At 48.1% G+C, this 21,840-nt stretch carries 16 protein-coding genes; 8 read left to right on the top strand and 8 right to left on the bottom strand.

The genetic code is table 11. The annotated features are described in order from the left end of the window. The first annotated feature begins 1 nt into the window (after position 1). Positions 2-916 (top strand): ribonuclease III, encoded by a 915-nt coding sequence (gene rnc / locus P3L47_RS06980; protein WP_122361834.1) that lies wholly within the window; start codon positions 2-4, stop codon positions 914-916. Here rnc and P3L47_RS06975 read toward each other — a convergent pair whose 3' ends face one another. Continuing rightward, positions 917-1,930 carry an ATP-dependent 6-phosphofructokinase gene (locus tag P3L47_RS06975; protein ID WP_277783134.1) on the bottom strand — a complete coding sequence of 338 codons (1,014 nt, stop codon included), beginning with the start codon at positions 1,928-1,930 and terminating at the stop codon, positions 917-919. Positions 1,931-2,011: 81 nt separating this feature from the next. Between P3L47_RS06975 and P3L47_RS06970 the strand changes: the two genes are divergently transcribed. Further along, positions 2,012-3,544, top strand: a complete 1,533-nt coding sequence (locus P3L47_RS06970) for a GH3 auxin-responsive promoter family protein (RefSeq protein ID WP_277783678.1) — start codon at positions 2,012-2,014, stop codon at positions 3,542-3,544. Here the strand turns inward: P3L47_RS06970 and P3L47_RS06965 are convergent. Then, positions 3,532-4,293, bottom strand: a complete 762-nt coding sequence (locus P3L47_RS06965; RefSeq protein WP_277783133.1) for a phosphatase PAP2 family protein — start codon at positions 4,291-4,293, stop codon at positions 3,532-3,534. The genes P3L47_RS06970 and P3L47_RS06965 overlap by 13 nt on opposite strands. Before the next feature lie 112 nt (positions 4,294-4,405). Here P3L47_RS06965 and P3L47_RS06960 point away from each other — a divergent pair, with 112 nt between their 5' ends. After that, the gene (locus tag P3L47_RS06960) at positions 4,406-5,242 is read left to right on the top strand and encodes a copper resistance protein NlpE N-terminal domain-containing protein (protein ID WP_277783132.1); all 837 of its coding nucleotides are present in this window, start codon (positions 4,406-4,408) and stop codon (positions 5,240-5,242) included. Between the two features lie 132 nt (positions 5,243-5,374). Here P3L47_RS06960 and P3L47_RS06955 read toward each other — a convergent pair whose 3' ends face one another. Then, positions 5,375-7,156 carry an alpha-1,3-galactosidase-related protein gene (locus tag P3L47_RS06955; protein WP_427910567.1) on the bottom strand — a complete coding sequence of 594 codons (1,782 nt, stop codon included), beginning with the start codon at positions 7,154-7,156 and terminating at the stop codon, positions 5,375-5,377. Between the two features lie 156 nt (positions 7,157-7,312). Here P3L47_RS06955 and P3L47_RS06950 point away from each other — a divergent pair, with 156 nt between their 5' ends. The 4 genes from P3L47_RS06950 (at position 7,313) to P3L47_RS06935 (ending at position 11,672) form a co-directional block, all read left to right on the top strand. Continuing rightward, the gene (locus P3L47_RS06950) at positions 7,313-9,283 is read left to right on the top strand and encodes a heavy metal translocating P-type ATPase (RefSeq protein ID WP_277783130.1); all 1,971 of its coding nucleotides are present in this window, start codon (positions 7,313-7,315) and stop codon (positions 9,281-9,283) included. 1 nt (position 9,284) lies between these two features. Continuing rightward, the gene (locus P3L47_RS06945; protein WP_277783129.1) at positions 9,285-9,695 is read left to right on the top strand and encodes a Fur family transcriptional regulator; all 411 of its coding nucleotides are present in this window, start codon (positions 9,285-9,287) and stop codon (positions 9,693-9,695) included. A gap of 86 nt (positions 9,696-9,781) precedes the next feature. Further along, complete coding sequence (gene cysS, locus P3L47_RS06940; RefSeq protein WP_277783128.1) at positions 9,782-11,257, top strand: cysteine--tRNA ligase; 1,476 nt, start codon at positions 9,782-9,784, stop codon at positions 11,255-11,257. 7 nt (positions 11,258-11,264) lie between these two features. After that, entirely contained in the window at positions 11,265-11,672 is a 408-nt protein-coding gene (locus P3L47_RS06935) for a PaaI family thioesterase (protein WP_009860656.1), read from the top strand. 59 nt (positions 11,673-11,731) lie between these two features. Here P3L47_RS06935 and P3L47_RS06930 read toward each other — a convergent pair whose 3' ends face one another. The 5 genes from P3L47_RS06930 to P3L47_RS06910 are packed head-to-tail and all read right to left on the bottom strand — an operon-like array spanning position 11,732 to position 19,936. Next, positions 11,732-14,155, bottom strand: coding sequence for an ABC transporter permease (locus tag P3L47_RS06930; protein WP_277783127.1), 2,424 nt, complete (start codon positions 14,153-14,155; stop codon positions 11,732-11,734). Between the two features lie 20 nt (positions 14,156-14,175). Then, positions 14,176-14,850, bottom strand: coding sequence for an ABC transporter ATP-binding protein (locus tag P3L47_RS06925; protein WP_122361855.1), 675 nt, complete (start codon positions 14,848-14,850; stop codon positions 14,176-14,178). Between the two features lie 17 nt (positions 14,851-14,867). Further along, entirely contained in the window at positions 14,868-17,273 is a 2,406-nt protein-coding gene (locus P3L47_RS06920; RefSeq protein WP_277783126.1) for an ABC transporter permease, read from the bottom strand. A 14-nt stretch (positions 17,274-17,287) separates the two neighbouring features. After that, positions 17,288-18,535 (bottom strand): efflux RND transporter periplasmic adaptor subunit, encoded by a 1,248-nt coding sequence (locus P3L47_RS06915; protein ID WP_277783677.1) that lies wholly within the window; start codon positions 18,533-18,535, stop codon positions 17,288-17,290. A 42-nt stretch (positions 18,536-18,577) separates the two neighbouring features. Beyond that, on the bottom strand, positions 18,578-19,936 hold the full coding sequence (locus P3L47_RS06910; RefSeq protein WP_277783125.1) for a TolC family protein: 1,359 nt from the start codon (positions 19,934-19,936) through the stop codon (positions 18,578-18,580). Positions 19,937-20,484: 548 nt separating this feature from the next. Between P3L47_RS06910 and P3L47_RS06905 the strand changes: the two genes are divergently transcribed. Beyond that, on the top strand, positions 20,485-21,837 hold the full coding sequence (locus tag P3L47_RS06905; RefSeq protein ID WP_277783124.1) for a sigma-54-dependent transcriptional regulator: 1,353 nt from the start codon (positions 20,485-20,487) through the stop codon (positions 21,835-21,837). Positions 21,838-21,840 lie beyond the last annotated feature (3 nt).

Genomic DNA, 21,840 nt, shown 5'->3' with positions numbered 1-21,840 from the left:
CGTGTTTACACAACTATACAAAAAGATAAGGCTTCTTAAACACAAGAATAAGGAGCCTTATTCTTCTTTATATAAGATACTGGGATTTTACCCCGATAACATCCACGTTTATGAACAGGCATTCCTGCATAAATCTTCCTCGGTGGAAGCCAGCGACGGGAAATGGCTGAATAACGAACGACTGGAGTTCTTGGGTGATGCCATATTGGATGCCGTCGTGGCAGACATTGTGTATAAACATTTCCAAAACAAACGGGAAGGTTTCCTGACCAATACCCGTTCCAAAATCGTTCAACGCGAGACACTCAACCGCGTGGCAGTCGAGTTGGGCCTCGACAAAATGGTCGTTTATTCCGCCAAGCTGAGCTCACACAACAATCACATGTATGGAAATGCACTGGAGGCATTGATCGGGGCAATCTACCTGGATCAGGGCTACCGCATCTGTTACAATTTCGTCGAGAACGTAATTATCAAAAAATACATCGACCTGGATAATATAGCCCGCAAAGAGGTCAACTTCAAATCCAGCCTGATCGAATGGAGCCAGAAGAACAAGCTGGAGATCACGTTCGACCTGATAGAATCATTTGCCGATAACGACGGGAATCCGGTCTTCCAGACAGGTGTTACCCTGGCCGATATGCAAATCGGTGTCGGCATCGGCTATTCCAAAAAAGAATCACAGCAGAACGCTGCCAAGATGGCGATCAAGAAACTGCGTACCGACAAAGCTTTCCAGCAAGTCATTTCCGAACTGAAGAAGCAGACCGGCGAAAGCACTGCCGATCATGAGTTTGAGGATCTTCCGGAGGAGGATGCGACGACGGAGCATGCGTCGAAACCTGCAGAACAAATGAAGAGCAGCAATATACCCGAATGTATCGACGCTACGATCAATGAAGAAGTCCGGTAATTACTTACCGAACGAAATCCCCATTCTTTCCCCCTGAATGATCAGGTCATTTTCAGGAGTGACCAGTTTCAATTTGCCTGCTACTTCAGACAAGGCGATCGACTCCACTTTATCTCCTTTCATGCAGACCATACGTCCGAACTGACGGTTGGCGATCAATTCCGTAGCATGGCCGCCTAAACGGGTAGCCAGATTACGGTCGAAAGGCGAAGGATTACCGCCACGCTGGATATATCCCAGTACCGTATCGCGTGATTCTATGCCCGTAGCCGCCTCTATCGTATGTGTTATGTAGTCGGAAGGACGTTTCTTTTCCGGCGTTTCCACTCCTTCGGCAACAACCACGATCGAATAAGGTTTGCCGCGGCGGGCACGGTCGAGAATGGTCTGGTTCACCTTACCCATATCATATCCCAGTTCCGGCAATAAGATCACATCTGCCCCACCCGCCATTCCGGCATACAGGGCAATCCATCCGGCATGATGCCCCATCACTTCCACCACCATCACCCGTTTATGTGAACTGGCTGTTGAATGCAGGCGGTCGATAGCATCTGTCGCAATATTGACAGCCGTATCGAAACCAAAAGTTATATCCGTTCCCCAAACGTCGTTATCGATAGTCTTGGGCACACCGATGATATTCAGACCCAGTGCCGACAGCATACCGGCAGTCTTCTGTGTGCCGTTTCCTCCGATACAGACCAGGCAGTCTAATCCTAATTCTTCATAATTCTGTATAATGACCTGCGGCTTTTCACTTTCGCCGGAAGCGAGTAATTTGCGGAAAGGTTTTTCGCGCGAAGTTCCCAAAATAGTTCCTCCCAGGTTCAGGATGCCTGATAGGCTGCGTTCATCGAACGATTGAATATCCTTGTTCAGCAGTCCAACAAAACCACTATGAATTCCGATCACTTCCATGCCATAATGCATTATGGCAGTTTTACCTACACCACGAATCGTTGCGTTTATACCGGGACAATCACCTCCGGAAGAAAGGATACCTATTTTCATTGTTTTGTTAATTATGTATGCAACAAAGATATAAATAAAAAGAGAATGCCTACATTTGCAGCCGATACAAATAAAAAGAGCATGGATATTTTAACAAATACAATATCACTACTCTTCCGCCCCCGTCAAAAGGAGATCGAAAAATATGGGCAGGAGACTGACCAACTGCAACGCAAGCAGTTACGGTCATTATTATCTACAGCCCGCAACACTGAATGGGGGTTAAAACACGATTACAGAAGCATCCGGAGATACGAAGATTTCTGTCAGCGGGTTCCGTTGCAGCTATACGACGATATCAAGCCGTATGTGACCCGGATGATCAATGGAGAGAGGAACATACTCTGGCCTTCGGTCGTCAAGTGGTATGCCAAAAGTAGCGGCACCACGAATGATAAGAGTAAATTTCTTCCCGTCACTCCGGAAGTTCTCCACGGTTGTCATTACCAGGGAGGCTTCGATACGGTAGCCCTTTATCTCCGTAATAATCCGGAAAGCCACTTTTTCTCTAAAAAAGGATTAATCCTCGGTGGCAGCCACAGTCCTTCCCCAATCAATCAAAAATCCCATTGCGGTGACCTTTCAGCCGTATTATTGCAAAACCTGAGTCCGCTGGTAAACCTGATGCGTGTTCCTGCCAAACGGATTATCCTGATGGACGAATGGGAAAGCAAAATAAAAGCGATCGTCGACAGCACGTGGAATGAAGATGTCAACAGTCTTTCCGGCGTTCCTTCCTGGATGCTGGTTCTGATCAAATCGATACTGAAAAAGACCGGACGGGAATACCTGACCGACGTCTGGCCGAATATGGAGGTCTTTTTCCACGGGGGAATCAGTTTCGAACCTTACCGGGAACAATATAAAGCACTGATCCCTTCGGATAAGATGCATTATATGGAAACTTATAACGCATCGGAAGGCTTTTTCGGGATACAGGATGATCCTTCGGACCAGAGTTTGCTGCTGATGCAGGATTACGGCGTTTTCTACGAGTTTATCCCTATGTCGGAAGTAGGCACTCCCAATCCGACCGTCCTACCGCTGGAAGCCGTGGAAACAGGAAAGAACTATGCGATGGTCATAACAACCTCCGGCGGATTATGGCGTTACCAAATCGGTGATACGGTGCGTTTCACTTCACTTTTCCCGCATAAATTCGTTATTTCGGGAAGAACCAAACATTATATCAACGCCTTCGGAGAAGAACTGATGGTCGATAATGCAGACAAGGCAATCAGCAAAGTAAGCCATCAGACAGGAGCGGTCGTTAAAGAATATACAGCCGCCCCGCTTTTCATGCTCGACAAGGCGAAAGGCCGTCATCAATGGTTTATCGAATTTGAAAAAATGCCTCCTTCCGTGGAAGAATTTGCCACGTTGCTGGACAAAACATTACAGGAATTAAATTCCGACTATGAAGCCAAACGTTATAAAGAAATATCACTTCAGCCTTTGGAAATCGTTGTAGCCCACGAAGGTTCCTTCTACGAATGGCTCAAAGAAAAAGGCAAGTTAGGCGGACAGCATAAGATACCACGTCTCAGCAACGACCGGACGCATATCGAAGAACTGCTCGCTATCGACAACAGGTTGGATTCTCAAAACGCATAGGAAAAATAAATACCCCCGCCCTGTTCATTGAATGTCGGAGCAACCACCATATTCCGGGCAGCCCGACGGTTTACCTTGCGGGCAATGGCATTGCGGATGGGGAAATAAGTAAGATAAGCCAATTCGACAGAAAGGATACCGAATCCGGCACCCGCCACCACATCCGCCACCCAATGCCGGTTATTATACAACCGGGAGCCCGCGACAAACAGCGCTATCGCATATCCCGAATAAGCCAAAACCGGGCTGCTGTCTTTAAATTCCTTATAAGCCATATGTGCCCCCAGGAAAGCATTCGCCGTATGCCCCGAAGGAAAAGAATACGGACCGCCATCCGGACGCGTCTCTTTCACCGTATATTTCAAGGTACGTGTCATAGCCGCATTCATCCCTTCCGCCAGGGTGACAAGCATCAGCTGGTCCACCCAGTTATGCTTCTCCTTCCCCATCAGGTCGCAAACAAATACCCATCCGAGCATTCCCCATTCCAAATAATCGTCCACCCGTATTTTTTTCACATCGCTTTTTCGGGAGAAAAGATGGAAATCGTTCATCCCGTCGATAGCCGTTCCCACAGCCCCGACTGTGATCAGGGAAGCCGGAAGTATCAGATGTTTGGCATTAAATTTATATTCGACAACAGGCATTTTCTGTTTCAGGCTGTCCCGCTGTAAGGTCTCGCCCTGCGCACTGACAGGTGACAGACAGGCTATTATCAGAAAGATAGAAATATAAAAGGATACTTTCATTCTTACAGACTTTATTTTATTAAGCCACAAAGAAACAAAAAATAACCTATCTTTGTTTCTTCTATATGGTATATTGATATCCGTTTATAAACAATTAAAATCATTCATTCTGATGAAAAAAACGAGTAATGGGCTTATCCTATTGGCTCTGATCATGAGCGTAAGCCTACTTTCTTCCTGCGGACAACAAAAAGCAAAACAAGATTCGGGCACCGAACAAGACTCCACCGAAATGGTCGGTAATGACAAAGACGAACATGGCTGTATCGCCTCGGCGGGTTATATCTGGTCGGAAGTACAACAGAACTGCATCCGTTTATTCGAATCCGGAACACGCCTGGAAGCTGTCGACGGAAAATCATCCGCTTATCTGGTGTTCAGTCCCGATTCGCTGAAAGCAGAATTATTCTTCTCAAACGATACGCCGAGCGAAATACTCGACCGCCGTTCACTCCCTGCCGGCGATTATGCCTGGAATGTAGAAGACGATGACACCAAAAATGTACGCAGGATTGACGGGGTATGGACGATCAGCCAGCGGGGTAAAGAAATCTACCGGCAAAACCAAAAAGACGCCGACAATACATCAGGTGAAGTTCTGACACAAACGTATGAAGGTGTGTTACCTTGTGCCGACTGTCCGGGTATCCGTTACGACCTGACCATCCGCAGCCATGAAAAAAGCGGAGAAGGCACTTTCTCGCTCTCACAAACATACCTGGAAGCAGAAGACGGCAAAGATGCCACATTTGTCACAAACGGAAAATGCATCACCCTGCAAGGAATACCGGGAGAAAAGAATGTGACCGTATGGCAACTGGTTTCCGACAACGGCGATGAAGTCATGAACTTCCTTTGCGAGAACGATTCGACAATCACCCTGATCGGCGATGATTTCAAGAAAGCGGAAACAGAATTGAATTATAGTCTGAAGAAAATCCAAAAGTAACAAGCTAATAAAAGGAATTATAGAAAGTCCCTTGTCTTATCCATTTGGAAAAGCACACTGCCATAAAGCAAGAAGGTGTATCGTAGAATGAACTTCGACACACCTTCCCGATAATTTTATTGAAAAGGTAAATCAATTTTCAACTTTCAGATCCTTCTTTTCATCCAGTCCGCCGTCAAACTGATTATCCTTGATATCATAATTGGTCACACGCTGGAAGAAGAAACGATGGTTGTTCCAGTGGAAAGCCGGATATTGGTTGTTCTGTTTGATTACATTGTTACGGAAGACCAATCCGTCTACCGACTTCGCATACAGGATCGGAGCGTCGAATGTTTCAAACTCGTTATTCTCGATCACGATACCGCTGTGGAAATATTTCTTCTGATCTTTCAGGTCGGGTATTTCGGGATAAATAGAAATAACGGCGTTCGTGAACTGGAACATATTCGTCAACGAGTTGATGAACTTGTTATCACGGATCAGGACATCGTGGCAGGCACCCGTCTCAAACCAACCGTTGCAATCGCCGCACAGCAGGATAGCCGTACCGGAAGTATGGTCGAAGATATTCTTTTCGACAACAGTCTTTTTCGGGGTACTGAACAAAGAGCCGCGGGCACGGTTATTGCGGATCATATTGTCTGCAAAATAAACCTCCGGAGTCCACTCCAGGTTTTCAATGCCGAACGTACCGGCTTCGCTAATGGCAGGATCGATGGCTTTTTCAAAAACGATCTCAAACTGTTTGGCGCCATGTGCACTCGGTTTGTCCACGGATTTGATAGCAACGACTTTGTTCTGGTCGCCCAGGATCTCCATAGTCTTTGAATCGATGAACTGCACGGCATCTCCCGGGAATCCCCATTCAAAGCCATAACTCTGTCCGTGCATGTATTCACCGACCAATGTCTTGTCGTCCACACGTTTCTGCACTTTCAGATACGTGCCGTGCACATTGATCGCATCATCCATCATCCCTTCATATAAACCGCCAACGGAAATGATCTTTCCCTTACAACCGGAAAAATGGGTAGCGTCTGCCTGCGTTGTAAAATAACGGGGATCGCTGTCACCGCGAAGGCATACCGAGAATTTATCCAGCGTAATATTTTCGCTCATCTGAGCCAGCAAGCCCATTCCTTCTGCATAATGGACCTGGATATTTTCGAGCGTCGTATTCGTATCATAAGAGACAAAGATACCCGGTGTAGGACGACCGTAACCGCGCATGGCGACAACCGTTCCGGGGATCAGTTTTTCGTTTTTCCATTTCGTAGATTTGACCACGCGGGGAGAAACCTCTGAAACGCCTTTCGAACCGACAGCAATGTCGCTCGTCCGATAAACCAACCGTTTCGTGTCGCCTTCGAATGCAATTCCCCAGGCAGGAGAATGTTCCCATCCTTCCCCCTTCACGATAAGTGCACTGTCACGAATTTCATATTGTACCCAAGGAGCCACTTCATAGGTGATAGTCCCTGTTTCCGCATCGTTTTCCAGGACTTTCACCTGAGCGATATGCGGATTTTCAAAATCGATACTGAAGTTCTTCAATGTACAGTTTTCCGAGTTGACCAGTGAAACCGGCAACATACGCCCGTGGAAGATCAGTTCCGAACCTTGCCCGTCGAAAACAATGTTCTTCATGTTCTCGAAAGGAAGTCCCACCAGTTTCGGATTGTCCTGATCGTGGTTGGAGATAAAATACTCCTTTTGTGCGGCTCCTTCAGGATAAAAATCATAACGTCCCGGAGGCAGTACGATCGTGATCGTATCGTTCCCGATATGGGAAGCGGCAATCTGTTCCAACGCCTTTGCCATCAGAGGGGAAGCATTGCCTTTCTGGTCAGGGACAAGGCCGAAGTTCGACAAGTCATAGGGACTCTTCGTCTGTGTACAGGAACACAGCATTGCCAGACATACTAAAATACCAATAAAAGTTTGAGAGTTTTTCATATTACTTATTTTCTAACTATTAACCTGACAAATATACGGATTCTTTGCAACTTTGTTGCACCTTGTTTCCCTTACCTTTGTATCAGAAAAACAAATAAAAGAATAAAAGATATGGGACATTGTAATTGTAGCCACTGCCATAGTGAACCCAAAAGTAAAATTTCACCTTATCTTCTCCCGGCAATCTCTTTTCTTATGTTACTGGGAGGGATCGCCATGCAGGTGGCAGAAGCAGGATTCTTCAATCAAACGATACGATTTATATGGTACGCACTGGCTTATCTGCCGGTCGGACTACCGGTCATGAAAGAAGCGGTTGAGAGCATCCGCGAAAAAGATATATTCAGTGAATTTACATTGATGTGTATTGCGACACTCGGTGCTTTTTATATCGGTGAATATCCGGAAGGAGTGGCCGTCATGCTGTTCTACTCTATCGGCGAACTATTCCAGGGAAATGCCCTGGCGAAAGCCCGAAAAAACATCCGTACGCTGCTGGATGTCCGTCCTGAAACAGCAACCGTCGTACGCAATAACGAATATTTCCGGACAGCTCCCACCGATGTCACCCCGGGAGAGATCATCGAGGTGAAGGCCGGCGAACGTGTTCCTCTCGACGGAAAGTTACTGAGCGAGACCGCCGACTTCAACACGGCAGCCCTTACCGGAGAAAGCGTGCCGCGTACGATCAGCCAAGATGAAGAAGTGCTCGCCGGAATGATCGTAACCGACAAAGTAATCCGCCTGGAGGTAACGAAACCTTATAGCCAGAGCGCCCTGGCACGTATCCTTGAACTGGTTCAGAACGCATCGGAACGGAAAGCTCCGGCAGAATTGTTCATCCGCAAATTCGCACGCATTTATACGCCGATCGTGACTGGACTGGCTTTCCTGATCGTTCTGCTGCCTTATGTCTATTCCTTGATACAGCCGGACTTCCTGTTCATTTTCAACGACTGGCTGTACCGGGCATTGGTATTCCTCGTTATCTCCTGCCCTTGCGCACTGGTTATCAGCATCCCGCTTGGTTATTTCGGAGGGATCGGGGCGGCATCCCGGCAAGGTATCTTATTTAAAGGAGGCAATTATCTGGATGCCATCACCAAAATCAATACGGTCGTTTTCGATAAAACCGGGACGCTGACCAAAGGGATATTCGAAGTACAATCCTTATCAACAGCCGGTCATCTGTCGGAAAAGGAATTACTCCGCGTCATTGCTTCCGTTGAAAGCCGCAGCAACCACCCGATCGCCAAGGCGATCCTGAACTATGCTCGTCAGCAACAGACGGAGATCGACACGACTATCGACACGACTGAATTGGCTGGTTACGGATTAAAAGCCGTGATCGACGGAAAGGAAGTATTGGTCGGTAATACCCGCCTGTTGGATTCGGAAGAAATTATATTTCACTCGAATGAAAATGGAATTTCTTCCGAGAGAAACTTTATTTTCTCCCGGTTGAACGAAATTCCTGAAACAGTCGTAGTTTGTGCCATCGACAAGCAATATGCCGGTTATATCCTCCTGGCCGATACACCCAAAGAGGATGCCGCAACAGCCGTTGAACAACTGAAAAAATTAAATGTTAATAATATAGAGATATTATCCGGAGATAAACAAATAATTGTGACTAACTTAGCTACCCGTTTAGGAATCCCTCGCGGATACGGAGACCTCCTGCCGGAAGGCAAAGTCGCTCACCTGGAAGAACTGAAGCGGAATCCGGAGAACCGGATAGCCTTTGTGGGCGACGGTATCAACGACGCTCCCGTGCTCGCCCTGAGCGACATCGGTATTGCGATGGGCGGATTGGGTAGCGATGCGGCGATTGAAACGGCAGACGTGGTGATACAGACCGACCAGCCGAGCAAAGTGGCTACGGCGATTCGCATCGGAAAGTTCACACGTACGATCGTATGGCAGAACATTGCGTTGGCGTTCGGTGTCAAACTGATCGTCCTGATCCTTGGAGCCGGTGGTGTAGCAACCATGTGGGAAGCCGTATTTGCAGATGTAGGCGTTGCCTTGCTGGCGATCCTCAACGCAGTAAGAATTTTAAAGACAAACAACCCCGACTGATATGGAAGTTTATTTAGACATACTGAACAAAAGAAAAATAAAGCCGACTGCCATCCGTCTGCTTATCCTGAAAGCGATGATGCAATTCGAGCGCGCCTTCAGTTCGCTCGACCTGGAAAATTATCTGGAGACAGTGGATAAATCGACGGTATCGAGGACGATTAACCTTTTTTTGGAGCATCACCTGGTACATTGTATCGACGACGGTTCAGGCTCGTTGAAGTATTCGGTTTGCGGAAACGAATGTAATTGTTCCGTGGAAGAACTTCATGCGCATTTTTATTGTTTAAAATGCCACAGAACGTTTTGTCTGCGCAATATTCCGGTCCCGATGGTGGAATTACCGCGTAATTTTACGCTGGAAAGTATCAACTACGTATTAAAAGGTTGCTGCGAAGATTGCTCAAAATAGACAAAGACACTATCTTTGCGGTCTGTCTTCCTACCGGTTACGAAAATACGGAAGGAAACTAAGCAACCTTTAAAGTATAAACAGATATGGAACATCCATTAAGTATTTACAACACGCTCACAAGAAAGAAGGAACAATTTATTCCGTTGCATGAACCCCACGTAGGCATGTATGTCTGTGGACCGACGGTCTACGGAGATGCGCACCTGGGACATGCCCGTCCGGCGATTACATTCGACCTGTTGTTCCGTTATCTTACACATATAGGATATAAGGTACGTTACGTACGCAACATAACCGACGTCGGCCACCTGGAACATGATGCGGACGAAGGCGAAGATAAAATCGCCAAGAAAGCTCGTCTGGAACAGCTGGAGCCGATGGAAGTGGTACAGTTCTATCTGAACCGTTACCACAAGGCAATGGACGCCCTCAATGTACTTCCTCCCAGTATCGAACCGCATGCTTCGGGACATATCATCGAACAGATCGAACTGGTGAAGAAGATTCTCGACAACGGATACGCTTACGAAAGCGAAGGTTCCGTTTATTTCGATGTAGAGAAATACAACAAAGATCATAACTACGGTGTCCTTTCCGGTCGTAATATCGAGGATATGCTGAATACGACCCGTGCACTGGACGGACAGGACGAGAAACATAACCCGATCGACTTCGCCCTCTGGAAATGCGCACAGCCGGAACATATCATGCGCTGGCCTTCTCCGTGGAGCGACGGCTTTCCCGGATGGCACTGCGAATGTACGGCTATGGGTAAGAAATACCTGGGACAGCATTTCGATATCCACGGGGGCGGCATGGACCTGATCTTCCCGCACCACGAATGTGAGATTGCACAGGCTGTTGCTTCACAGGGCGACGATATGGTTCACTACTGGATGCACAATAACATGATCACCGTCAACGGACAAAAGATGGGTAAGTCATTAGGCAACTTCATCACGCTGGACGAATTTTTTACCGGCGACCATAAGATGTTAAGCCAGGCTTATTCCGCCATGACGATCCGTTTCTTTATCCTGCAGGCGCATTACCGCAGTACGGTAGACTTCAGTAACGAAGCATTGCAAGCAGCAGAAAAAGGATTGAGCCGTTTGATGGACGCTTATAACCATCTGCAGAAACTGAGCGCTTCGGATGCCTCGACTGTTGATGTGAAAGATCTTCGTAAGAAATGCTACGACGCTCTGAATGACGACCTAAATTCTCCGATCGTTATCTCTCATTTGTTTGATGCAGCCCGCGCCATCAACTCTGTAAAAGACGGCAACGCAACCATCTCTGCCGAGGACCTGAAAGAGCTGCAGGACGTATTCCATACATTCATATTCGATATCCTGGGTATGAAAGACGAGGCTTCTGCCGGCGGAAACAACTACGAGACATTCGGCAAGGCAGTAGACTTGTTGCTGACAATCCGCCAGCAGGCAAAAGCCAACAAGGATTGGGCTACTTCCGACAAGATCCGTAACGAACTTACCGCCATGGGATTCGAGATCAAGGATACCAAGGACGGGGCAGAATGGAAACTGAGTAAATAAACAGGATATGACGATCAACGAATTTCTTCAGGGCGACAAGTTTGCCTTATTTGCCGGAGTTGAATTACTGGAAACGGGCAACGGCTATGCCAAAGCCCGTATGGAAATAAAGCCGATGCATTTGAATGGCGGCGGTGTTTGTCAGGGAGGTGCTATCTTTACGCTTGCCGACCTGGCTTTCGCAGCGGCAACCAACAGCCATGCCCGGCTCACGCTGTCGATTACTTCCAATATCAACTTCTTCAAAGCCGAAAGCAAAGGATTCCTGTATGCCGAAGCACGCGAAGTATTCAGCCACAAAAGGCTGGCCAATTGTGAAGTAAACATCACAAACGAAGCGGGCGAACTGATCGCCACATTCAGCGGTTCCGGATACCGGAAAGATACGGAGCTGCCGTTCGCCCCGATAGAATAAAAAACTATTGTTCTTTTATTTATCAATAATGTGCCAATGTTCAATTGGCACATTACTTTTTATTCATACCGCAACGACCGGGCAGGTTTGCTAAGGATTGTTTTAGCAGTCTGCCAGCCTATGGTCAACAGGGAGATCACACACAATAAAATCACCGGAACAAGGAAGAACCAGGCTTTCCAGGCGGTGCGGAACGAATAATGATCCAGCCAGCCGTCCATGACCCACCACGACAAAGGAAGCGCGATGACGACCGCTATGCCGATCAGAACAAAGAATTCGCGGCCCAACTCGTAGAACAACTGCATTTTCGATGCGCCCAACACTTTGCGTATTCCCATCTCACGCACCCTCGTCGAGCAGGAGAACATCACCAGCACCCAAAGCCCCATACAGGAAATGAAAATCGCCAGTATGGCAAAGAGGGCAACGATCAGACCGAAGACCTCATCCTGGCGGTATTGCTGGTCGAAGAACTGATCCAGGAAGAAATAGTCGTAGCTGGAATCAGGGAAATAACGGTCCCATATCTCTTCCGACTGTTTCACCAGCTCGCGGGGATTCGCATTCTCCATAACGACAGAAATATAACGTTGTTTCATCCAGCTCAACTTATCGTGCAAGGCGAACAGAAGAGGCGTATACCCCTTATTCAGCGACTGCTGGTGATAGTCTTTTACCACCCCGATAATCTGCATCGGCTGATCGACAGTCTCCACGGAAAGACGCTCGCCCAAAGCAGCCTCCGGCGAAGCAAAACCCAATGTACGGACAGCCGTTTCGTTCAGGACGATATTATAGACATCTCCTCCGAAATCCTCTGCAAAGCCACGCCCGGCAACAAATTCCAGGTCATACGCATCCAGATAATACACATCACAGTTAAGCATTTCCAATAAACGGGTCTGCTTCGTCACGTCGCTCAGGCGGACGATCGACAGGAAGTCGGTCACCTCCGTCCCTGGGACGGCACCTGAAACCGTTACATTCTTCACAGACGGCAATGCCTTCAACTCCCGTTTCATGGCAGTCAGCCTCGTAGCCATATCCTCGCAATGGGCAGGAAATTTCAGCACCAATGTCTGATCGACACGCACTCCCAGGGAAGCCTGACGCATATACTGCAGCTGTGCATAAACGATCAGCGTGCCGCACAACAACGCCAAAGACGCCGTATATTGCAGTACGACCAGCACCTTGCGGGTCAGCGTCGCATTTTTCGTATGCGTAAATTTACCTTTCAGCATTTTGATCGGCTTAATGCCGGAAAGGATCGTCGCCGGATAGAAACCGGACAGGAAGACACCCAGTGCAAATATCAGCAACAGTATCCAACCTAAAGAGGTCGTTACCCATACGGAGAAACCTAGATCGCGCGATGTCAGGTTATTGAATGCAGGCATCAGTGCCTCCATCAGCCCAAGCGCCAGGATAAAGGCAATCCCGTTCGTCACCAACGATTCAAACAGGAACTGCGTAACGATCTGCCGTCGGCTAGCTCCTGAAGCCCGGCGTATCCCGATCTCTTTGGCACGTTCCATCGAACGGGCTACCGTCATATTGATATAATTGATCCAGGCAATGCACAGGATCGCCAAAGCCGTACAGATCAGGACCAGCATGGATGAACGGTTTCCTTTCGTCTCCGGCTCATAGGCTTTCTGCGGAGTCAGATGGATATCTCTCAATTTAGTCAGCTGAATGGCCCATGTTTTATTCTTCAATGCCTCATCCGTCTTGTATTTCTCTGCCATCGCTGGGAAAGCATCTTCCACCTGCTTCCTCATTCCGGCAGATTTCAGAAGAACATACGAATACACCTCATGCCGGTACCAGTACTCATCCATCCATTTCGGAAGTGTTTCATAAGAGATCAGCATACTGTAACGCACATGTGAGTTGACAGGCATATCCTTCATGATACCCGTCACTTCGCATGCCTCCTCGCCGATATTACTACGGAAGATCAATATCTTCCCGATCGGATCGGCTCCCTTGAAATATTTACGGGCGATGCGTTCGGTAATAACCACCTTTTTCGGACCATCCAGGCAGGTGTTCTTATCTCCTTTCAGCAATTCGAAATCGAAGAAGTTAAAATAATTCTTTTCGGCATAACCTATATTCGTTTCACGATAGAGAAGCTCATTGTATTTAACGATCTGTTCGGGGTAATACTGGCTACCCACGCGGGTATAATCCTCTACACCGGCGAGATTGCGTTTCATGGCAGTTGCATAACCCGCCGAGCTGGAAGCCCAGTTGTCAGTCATCTCGCCGTTCTCGAAAAAGCGTGCTTCCACGCGGAAAATGCGGTCGGCACGGGTGTGCATATTATCGTAGCTGTATTCGAAAGCCACGTAAGTCAGGATCAGCAAGGCAGCCGCCATACCGATCGCCAGGCCGGTTATATTGATTGCGCTGAAGCCTTTCTTCTTCGCCAGGCTGCGCAAGGCGCTGTTCCAATAATTTGATAAGATCATATTCGTTGTTGTCTGATTATTTAGTGCCTTTCTTCCGATACTATCTTTCCATCCAGTAAATGGATCACCCGATGGGCATATTTCGCATCCCGCTCGGAGTGGGTAACGATCACAATCGTCGTTCCCTGCCGGTTCAGTTCGCTAAGCAGCTCCATGACTTCAACGCCATTGGTAGAATCCAGGTTACCTGTCGGCTCATCCGCCAGGATCAGGTTACAGTCCGTCACCACGGCACGGGCAATGGCGACACGCTGCTGCTGACCACCGGACAACTGTTGCGGGAAATGTCCGGCGCGATGGGCTATGTTCATACGGTCCAGGACCTCCATCACCTTCTTCCGACGGTCCGACTTCTTCCCGTTCAGATAGACCAGCGGCAGTTCTACATTCTCGAAAACCGTCAACTCGTCAATCAGGTTGAAGTTTTGGAAGACAAAGCCGATGTTTCCTTTCCGGAAAGAAGTCAGCTGGCTTTCGCTCATCTTATCTATCTCTTTCCCTTCAAAGTAATATTTGCCGGAAGTCGATGAATCGAGTGTCCCCAGGATATTCAGCAGGGTGGATTTGCCGCAGCCCGAAGGCCCCATGATAGCGACAAACTCGCCTTTCTTTATCTCCAGACTTACTTCATTCAATGCTTTGGTCTGTACATCTTCCGTTGTGAAGAGCATAGACAGTTTTTCTGTTTTAATCATATTTCTTTGTTTATAAATTATTCACTCCTCAAAATATACATCGGTTTCAAGCGGATGATACGCCATACCTGCCGCGCTACGGTTCCGAAAGCGATACACATCAACAGGACAAACACTGCCGCATAACTCCACCAGGGCAGTCCGATATGAAACGCATAGCCTTCGAGCCAGTTGTTCATCAGGAAAGCGGAGACAGGGACACCGATCACGGAAGCAATCACCGTCAGGAGTAATAACTCACGTGTCAAAACTACAAAAAGACCGGCTTTTCCTGCTCCCAAAACTTTCCGTATCCCTATTTCTTTCACTCTCGACAGGGTGGAGAAAAGCGTGACAGTCCACAATCCCAGGCAAGCAACAAAGACGGCAAGCAACGCCGAACCGGCAAACATCCATCCGAAATTCCGGTCTTCCTTATACTGGTTCCTGTTGAAATCATCAAGATAGAAATAAGAGAACAGCGAAGTCGGGAAGAAATCCCGGTAGGCTTGCTCGATCTCCGCCAGACGCGCTGCATCGGCTGTACCGTCCATACGGATGGAGATATAAGGTGTCCCGATAAACGGCACGCGTTCTTTGATGAAAAAAATGATCGGCTTGTAAGGCACGGCAAGCGACTGCTGATGATAATTACGGACCACACCGATCACTTGGAGAGGCTCTTCCACCACCTCCATCGCCAACTGCCTGCCCAAAGCAGCCTCATTGGAAGAAAAGCCTAACAAACGGACAGCTTCCTCGTTCAATACCACCTTATTCAGCTCATCCCCGTATTCTTCCGAGAAAGCCCTGCCACAAACCATATCAGGGGAATAAGTGGGGAGATAATCATAATCGACAGCGAACATCTGGATCAGTTTCACTTCCGACTGGTCGCTGCCATACGGACGATTGGTAAAATAATTGGCAACCTCCACGCCCGGAACTGCCCCGGAGACAGTGACCTGCCGGATATATGTCTTTTGTTTCAACTGCTTCTTAAAGCTCTCCATTTTTGCAGACAACTCATCCGTAAAAGAAGGATATTTCAGAACAACAATCTGTTTCATCGCAGCTGAAGCCGTTTCATTCTCCATATAACGAACCTGTGCGACAACAACGAAAGTACCTGTTATCAAAATAAAGGACGCGACGAACTGCACGACAATCAAGACTTTCCGCATCTTATTTCCTTTCCGGCTGTGTAAGAGCTTACCGCGCATAATGTCGGCAGGACGGATGCGCGTCAGAAGATAGGAAGGGTATAAACCGGTAAAGAAAGTTCCTAAAGCGATAATACTCAATACCGCCACCCAAAATCCCGGCAGTAAAAGGGTATTCGCTCCAAAATCGTAGGCAGCCCGTGAATAGACGACGGGCAGGAGCACTTCCAGCCAGCCTAATGCAATTCCGGCAGCCAGAGTATTGACAATGCCAGCTTCCAGTAATCCCTGGAAAAGCATCTGCTTACGGGAAGCTCCGAAAGCCTTGCGTACACCAAACTCTTTTCCCCGTTCCAAAAAACGGGCGACCATCAGGTTCAGCGCATTCACCCAGCCGATAAGCAACAGGGCGACCGCCATCACCGACAGGATATAGACGGCGGTACGGCTGCCCTTTGTCTCTTTCTCATACGATTTCTGCGGGGTAAGATGGATCTCTTTCAACGGGATCAACTCCACCCGCCAGTCTTTATGCTTCAAAGCGGCTGTCTTGTATTTATCTGAGATGGCGGCAAAGGCATCGGCTATCTCCTGCGGATTCTTTCCCGGCTCCAGGCGAACGTAGGTGTACACGCCGTGGACATACCAGATATCCTGCCGTTCTTTCGGTATCGTGGAATAGGAAAGGAGGAAATCGTACTGCAAATGTGAGTTTGCCGGCATCCGGTCGATAACGCCAGTGACCTCAAAATGTTGCTCGGCAGTCGCTGTCCGGAATGTCAGGATTTTTCCCAACGGTTCTGCCTCGCCGAAATAACGGTGGGCAGCATTTTCCGTCAATACGACTGTGTTGGGACGGACCAGCTGGCCTGTCTTCTCTCCTCTTTTTATAGGGAAGTTGAACAGTTCAAAGAAAGCAGGTTCGGTAAAGCAATAGCGTTCTTCGGCAAATTGCTTATCCTGATAGGTAACGACCTGTTCCCTGTCCTGTGCGGTGAGGCGGACGAACTTCTCGATTCCCGGGATCTCGCGGCTCATGACCGGTCCGTGTCCGAAAGCGGTAGTGGCCCAGTTATCGGTCAGTACTTTCCCTTCGTACAGGCGGCTTTCGACACGGTAGATGCGATCACCGTCATGAAAGGAGTCGTAACTCAGCTCGAACCGGACATAGAGCAGGATCAGCAGTGCTGCTGAGATACATACGGACAGACCGAGGATATTGATCACCGATAGTGACTTACGGGCCCGCTGGCTTTTAATGACTTGGGACAGGTAATCCATACTTTTCTTTTTTATTATCTGATTATAAGACGCTCGTTTTCGCCAAACAGTTCATAGCCTGAAATGATCACTTTCTCTCCGGGTTTCAATCCTTCGGTCACTTCATAGTATTGAGGGTTCTGACGACCGATCTTCACCGGACGGCGACGGGCTGTTGTCTCGTCTTCATCTACTACATATACATACTGTCCGCCGCTTGCCTGGTAGAAGCTGCCGCGGGGAATCAGGATGGCCTGTACCGGATCGCCCAGTTGCAGGTTCAAATGATAGGTCTGTCCGGCGCGTATATTTTCGGGACGGCCACCGGTAAAATGAAGGTCCGTACGGAACTGGCCGTCGCGTACTTCAGGATAGACTTTCGTCATTTCCATCTCATAGGTCTTTCCTTCACGTTCGAAGTTAGCAGGAAGGCCGGGCATGACACGCTCTACATAATGTTCGTCAATCCTGGCTTCTACCTTCAGTTCGGGAGTGATCACCTGGCCGATGCGTTCTCCCTGGGCAATAGACTGACCGATCTGTGCTTCCAGGTTACCCAGCTGTCCACTTACGGGAGCCTTCACTTTCAGGTTCTCCAAACGTTCGCGGACAAGTGCCAGACTTCGTTTCATATTCCGGATATTTTCATCCAGGCTCTCCAGCTGGCTACTGCGGAAAAGGTCGTCCTGACTGATACGCTGGTCCAGTACGACAAGTTGGTCGCGGGCACTTTCGTAATCTTCTTTTGCCAGAAGATACTCTTCACGGGCCAGGAGTTGTTTGTTGTACAAGCGTTCGTATTGTTTGTAGCGACGCTCTTTTTGTACCAGCTCCTTATTCAGGTTGATGCGTTCCTGTTTCAGACTCAGATGTTCCTGCTCCATGCTGATACGGGTGTTACGGAGTTCGTTTTCCTGATAGGCAAGGTCGGCTTCACTTTGAAGGATGCCGATATTCAATAACGGGTTACTCAGGCGGAGGATCACATCGCCGGCTTTGACTTGCGCTCCTTCTTCAATCAGACGTTCTTCCACACGACCGCCTTCGACGGCATCCAGATAAATGATACGGTCCGGCAAGACCTGTCCGATCACACGGATATAGTCGTTAAATTCACCCTGAATGATAGTGGAAATCGTCAGCCGCTCTTTCTCGACCTTCATGGAAGAAGAAGTATCACGAAAGATAAAGTAAAACACGCAGACAAGCAGGAAAACGCCTCCTGCTACAGCGTAAATATGTTTCTTTTTCAAACGGGATTTCCGTTCGATAGGGGTGTCCATGGTGTTGTTATTCATATATCTATATGTTTATTCAATTATTATTTATAAAAACGACCCGGTCCGGTAAAATTCGACCATCCGATGCTTCAGATCGTACTGCAGTCGGGTGCGCACCAGTTCTGCCTTAGCGGAAATATACAGGTTACGTTTCTCCATCAGTTCAAAAACGGAGATCATGCCTTCCTCCCACTTTTCCTCATTCTCTTTCAGCGTGGTGGTCAGTGTTTTCAACTGCAGGACAGCCTGATGATACTCTTCCGCCGAAGCCTGGAGGGTAAGGCAGGCATCTTCTATTTCCTTATATAAGGATATACGTTGCCGGTCGTTATTATTTCTGATCTGCTGCAGGCGGAAACGTTCTTTCCGGACTGCCGTAAAGCGGGATAAGCCGCTGAAAATAGGGAATGATACTCGTAAACCGATATATTTATTCCAGTTATTTTTCATCTGCTGCCCGAAAGAGACGATATGTCCGTCGGCATTGCGTTCCGTATCGTAATAGCCCGAATAAAGGCTGAAGTCTGCCCGGATCGTGGGAGAAAAAGCTCCGGATGCAATAGCCAACGACTTCCGTGATGCGCGTTCCCGCAAGTCCATCATCCGAAATTCGGGAAGTGCAGTCTCCGACTCGGCATAGATATCCGGAGCCGAATAGCTACTGAGAAGCGGCGGTTCTTCTCCGCCAGCATCCTGGTCGGCAATGGACAACGTATCCGAATCACGCATCTGCAGCAACTCCTTCAACGCCAAAAAAGACAGACGTTCAGTCTTCTTCTTCACTGTCTCCTGATAAATATCACTCTGTAAACGGGCTTTCACCTCCTGCAGATCCGACGGTGAACGAAGTCCCAGGTCCACATATTCAAGCATCTGTTCATGATACCGTTCACTCAGTTTACGTTGTTCGGCAGCCAAAGCACTCATCTTCCGGTCAAAGATATACACATAATAGGCATCCATCACCTCAAAAGCCACCCGATTCTCTTCCGCTTTTTCCGTTACGCCGCTCAATTGCCGGTTCAAACGGGTGAACTGCGCCCGGTTGATACGTTTGAAACCATCAAAAACAGGTAAGGAGATATCCACTCCCACCGTGCTTTCCAGAAAAGAAGAAGTAGTGTACAGATTCGTTTTCGGATCTACCGAACGTCCCATCCGTTTTCCGAACGCTCCGTTGGTACTGACCGTAGGCAGGAAGTCACCGATTGCCGCCGTAAAGTCTTCACGGGCAATACGGGTATCCAAACGGCTGTTTCTCAGCGTCAAATTCTTCTCTATAGCATAACGCATACAGGAATCGACCGTCCAGGAATCCTGGGCATGTGCAGTGACCGCCGAGCCCAACAGTAACAGCCCCATAACCAGTAATCCGTATTTGGTTGTTATTTGTATTTTCATCATACAAATACAAGAACAAATGGCATGCCATATTTTTCATCAGTTGATTATCAAATACCACAGAAAGATATCATCTGTAAAGTGTAAAATATATTGACACGCAATTGTCAAATATTTTGACGTTACAGAGCGCACACAGAATAGACAAGGGAATATGTTCCTATTTAGAAAAAGGTGAGCTATATATAGAGAGAGAACACAGATGACATAGATTCCCCAAAAACTCGTTTTAAACGAACCCATATTTCGTTTTAAATGAGTTTTTTTTCGTTTAAAACGGATGTTAAGCTCGTTTAAAACAAGTTTTCGCTCGTTTAAAACGAGATTTGGGCGCCCTAATTGACCTACTGGCATTAGATCATTAATAATCATATGATTAGCCGCGATTTAATATAAAAGAAATAGAGCTACCCCGTTTCCGTGCTTGACACGGGATTGCGAAAGCCGGCAAAGCAACACTTAACAAAATAACATTCTCTCAACTGTCAAATATTTTGACGCTCATTTGCAAAGTACCCCGGAAGCCGATACCTTTACAGAAAAATTGACGTATGCAAAGCGGAACAGTTCTTATAGTAGACGATAATAAAAGTGTGTTGACCTCACTCGAATTATTACTGGAAGACGAATTCGAACGAATTGAAACAGCTTCGAATCCGAACCGGATCCTGTCTGTTCTGGATACAATGCCGGTCGATCTCGTTCTTCTCGACATGAATTTCTCCGCCGGAGTCAATACCGGCAACGAAGGCTTATTTTGGTTACGCCGTATCCGGGAAATTGCTCCCGAACTGCCCGTTATCATGCTTACCGCTTACGGAGACGTGGAACTGGCAGTCAAGGCACTGAAAAGCGGAGCAGTAGATTTCATCCTCAAACCCTGGGACAACGATATCCTGCTGGAAAAGATACATACCGCATTACAAGCCGCCGAGCAAGAACGGATGAAACAGAATGCCGGCAAAAGCAGCAAGACCAGCCGTCCCTCCGAGCCCGCCATGATCATCGGCCACTCTCCCGTCATGATGAAGCTGATCAAAGTCGTGACCAAGGTCGCCAAAACGGATGCCAACATATTGATCACCGGCGAGAACGGTACAGGCAAAGAAATGCTCGCCCGCGAGATACACCGCCTGTCTCTCCGCAGTCGTCGGGAAATGATCAACGTCGACATGGGAGCCGTCAGCGAATCGCTCTTCGAAAGCGAACTGTTCGGACACGAGAAAGGCGCTTTTACCGATGCCCGCGAAAGCCGTCCGGGCAAGTTCGAAGCTGCCAGCGGAAGTACCCTGTTTCTGGATGAAATCGGTAACCTGCCTGTCAGTCTGCAAGCCAAACTGCTCGCCGCCCTTCAGAACCGCGAAGTCACACGCCTGGGAAGCAACCGTAAAATACCGGTCGACATACGCCTGATTGCTGCCACCAACCGGAATCTGCCGGAAATGGTGAAACAATCGCTCTTCCGCGAGGACCTGTTTTACCGGATCAATACCATTCAGATAGAAATCCCGCCCCTGCGAAGCCGGCGGGAGGATATTCCCCTGTTCATCGATTATTTCCTGAAAAAATACACCACCCAATATAAACAAACCGGTCTGACGCTCCATCCGCAAGCAATGAGCAAACTGGAACGGTACGACTGGCCGGGCAACATACGCGAACTGCAACATACCATCGAAAAGGCCGTGATCCTTGCCGAGAAGAATGTGATCCGAGCCACCGACCTCTTTATCCGTCCCGGCAAAGCCGTCTCGTTCTCCGAAGCTCCCAAGCTGGGAGAAGTGGAACGCAAGGCCATCGAAGCAGCCATCACCCAGCATGACGGGAATCTGACCGCAGCCGCCGAACAACTGGGCGTAAGCCGGCAAACCTTATATAACAAACTAAAACGGTTCAACCTGTGAAAC

It is taken from the genome of Parabacteroides chongii, from assembly GCF_029581355.1.
GTDB lineage: Bacteria > Bacteroidota > Bacteroidia > Bacteroidales > Tannerellaceae > Parabacteroides > Parabacteroides chongii.
This window is presented reverse-complemented; position numbering and strand designations above follow the sequence as displayed.

Coding starts and splice junctions, on each gene's coding strand:
- P3L47_RS06950 (WP_277783130.1), top strand. CDS start 7,313: ATGGGACATTGTAATTGTAGCCACTGCCATAGTGAACCCAAAAGTAAA.
- P3L47_RS06905 (WP_277783124.1), top strand. CDS start 20,485: ATGCAAAGCGGAACAGTTCTTATAGTAGACGATAATAAAAGTGTGTTG.
- P3L47_RS06975 (WP_277783134.1), bottom strand. CDS start 1,930: ATGAAAATAGGTATCCTTTCTTCCGGAGGTGATTGTCCCGGTATAAAC.
- P3L47_RS06965 (WP_277783133.1), bottom strand. CDS start 4,293: ATGAAAGTATCCTTTTATATTTCTATCTTTCTGATAATAGCCTGTCTG.
- P3L47_RS06925 (WP_122361855.1), bottom strand. CDS start 14,850: ATGATTAAAACAGAAAAACTGTCTATGCTCTTCACAACGGAAGATGTA.
- P3L47_RS06920 (WP_277783126.1), bottom strand. CDS start 17,273: ATGGATTACCTGTCCCAAGTCATTAAAAGCCAGCGGGCCCGTAAGTCA.
- P3L47_RS06945 (WP_277783129.1), top strand. CDS start 9,285: ATGGAAGTTTATTTAGACATACTGAACAAAAGAAAAATAAAGCCGACT.
- P3L47_RS06955 (WP_427910567.1), bottom strand. CDS start 7,156: ATGCTGTGTTCCTGTACACAGACGAAGAGTCCCTATGACTTGTCGAAC.
- P3L47_RS06935 (WP_009860656.1), top strand. CDS start 11,265: ATGACGATCAACGAATTTCTTCAGGGCGACAAGTTTGCCTTATTTGCC.
- P3L47_RS06970 (WP_277783678.1), top strand. CDS start 2,012: ATGGATATTTTAACAAATACAATATCACTACTCTTCCGCCCCCGTCAA.
- P3L47_RS06930 (WP_277783127.1), bottom strand. CDS start 14,155: ATGATCTTATCAAATTATTGGAACAGCGCCTTGCGCAGCCTGGCGAAG.
- cysS (WP_277783128.1), top strand. CDS start 9,782: ATGGAACATCCATTAAGTATTTACAACACGCTCACAAGAAAGAAGGAA.
- P3L47_RS06915 (WP_277783677.1), bottom strand. CDS start 18,535: ATGGACACCCCTATCGAACGGAAATCCCGTTTGAAAAAGAAACATATT.
- P3L47_RS06910 (WP_277783125.1), bottom strand. CDS start 19,936: ATGATGAAAATACAAATAACAACCAAATACGGATTACTGGTTATGGGG.
- P3L47_RS06960 (WP_277783132.1), top strand. CDS start 4,406: ATGAAAAAAACGAGTAATGGGCTTATCCTATTGGCTCTGATCATGAGC.